This window comes from Bacteroides stercorirosoris (assembly GCF_900142015.1).
Taxonomy (GTDB): Bacteria; Bacteroidota; Bacteroidia; order Bacteroidales; family Bacteroidaceae; genus Bacteroides; species Bacteroides stercorirosoris.
This window is the reverse complement of record NZ_FQZN01000079.1, coordinates 1-1,584: the sequence shown is the minus strand read 5'-3', so window position 1 is coordinate 1,584 and position 1,584 is coordinate 1. Positions and strand designations below refer to the sequence as shown.

At 40.4% G+C, this 1,584-nt stretch carries 2 protein-coding genes; both read right to left on the bottom strand.

All coding sequences use genetic code 11. The annotated features are described in order from the left end of the window. Nucleotides 1–262: 262 nt before the first annotated feature. A complete protein-coding gene (locus BUC01_RS24785) occupies nt 263–1,147 on the bottom strand; it encodes an IS3 family transposase (RefSeq protein WP_025836118.1) in 885 nt (294 codons plus the stop codon). 8 nt (nt 1,148–1,155) lie between these two features. Then, on the bottom strand, nt 1,156–1,584 hold a 429-nt coding region (locus tag BUC01_RS24780; protein ID WP_243462812.1), incomplete at its 5' end, for a hypothetical protein.

The window sequence follows — 1,584 nt, the reverse complement described above, 5'->3', positions numbered from 1 at the left end:
TGATGTGTACTGGTTTTAGTTGACAACTTCGGTTGTTATGACTTAATAAGTTTACTCACTATAATTTAATTCCTAAAATTGTTTACTTCCAAGGTTGTTCTTCCTATATAAGTTGTCATTTGTAAGTGTTTGCAAAAATATGCATCTTCCGGCAATACCCCAAATACTTTGTTGAAGAAATCCCTTGTCTCATAAAAATAACTCATCGGTCGGGGAACGCCCGGCGGCAAGGGGCGGGACCACCCGTCCCGACGAGCGTTAATTACATGACTGTTCTATGAATACTCCTGACCATATCCATGGGTGTCTTCATTCCTATCCCCTGATGTGGTCTTACGTGATTATAAGTATATACAGCTTGCTTGATACGCTTGTACACCCGTTCGAAGTCCTGGTCACCGCAATCGAACAGCCAACCATTTTTAATGGTGTTATTCATCCTCTCAGCCAGTGCATTATGTAAAGGGTCACCACATTGGGTCATACTTATATTAATATGATTCCATTTTAGCTTCTCCACATATTTATTGGAGCAATATTGAACTCCCCTATCAGAGTGATGAATTAAGGTACTCATGTCTATGTTATTACTTTTGTAGAAGTCTATAGCCATATCCAGAGCTTCCAGAGGGCCTTCCGTCTCTAACGTCTTACTAAAGGCATATCCTACGATAGCACGACTAGCTGCATCAGTAAGTAATGAAAGATAAGCCCATCCACTATAGGTAGCTACATAAGTGATATCCGCCACTACCATTACACCGAACTCTTTAGCTACGAATTTAGGAGTTACATTTAGTAGATCCGGATAGATATAATAATTGTGGTTAGAGTTCGTTGTCCTGGGACGTTTGCGGCTTTTGCGTTGAGACAAGCCGTTAGCTCGAAAAATGGCATAGCATCGGTCACGACCTATAACCAGTTTTTCTTGGAACTTACGCACGCAGCAGGCGTATAGTTCACGCATGCCAGCTTTAGGCATTATCTTAACCAGTTCATTGCAGTAAAGAACAATGCTGGTAGTAAGAATGTCAAGATCCACTTCTCTATTGACATGTTTGTAATAACCTTGCCTGGTTATGCCGAAGTAATCACAGAGGAACTTAATACAACCACGCTTATGATTGATTAAGTGCCTCTGTGACAAGGTGTCGATTACTTGGCATCGGAGTTTTTTCGTACCTTGATGTGATAGGTGGACTCAGCCAAATTTATCAGTTCCTCGCAGGCTTCATGACGCAAACTCTCATCCGCAAGTGCACACTGAAGTTTACGGTTCTCAGCACGCAACAAGGAGAGTTCTTTTTGTAATTCTGCCATAGCAGCAGATATTACACCACTTTCTGTAGTTTTTTCACAGGACTTCATAACTTTATCTTCGATTTGGTACTTCACAAGCCAATAATTAAGCAATTTGCAACATACTCCAATACGCTTGCAAAACTGATACTTGCTCTCAGGACTGGATAAATACTCACGAATATAAGACATTCGATCTGAATCGCTGTACAAGTTGTACTTCTTTTTTCCTTTTTCCATCTTTTTTAGTGGATTAAGAAGTGTCAACTTATTCAGTACACTACA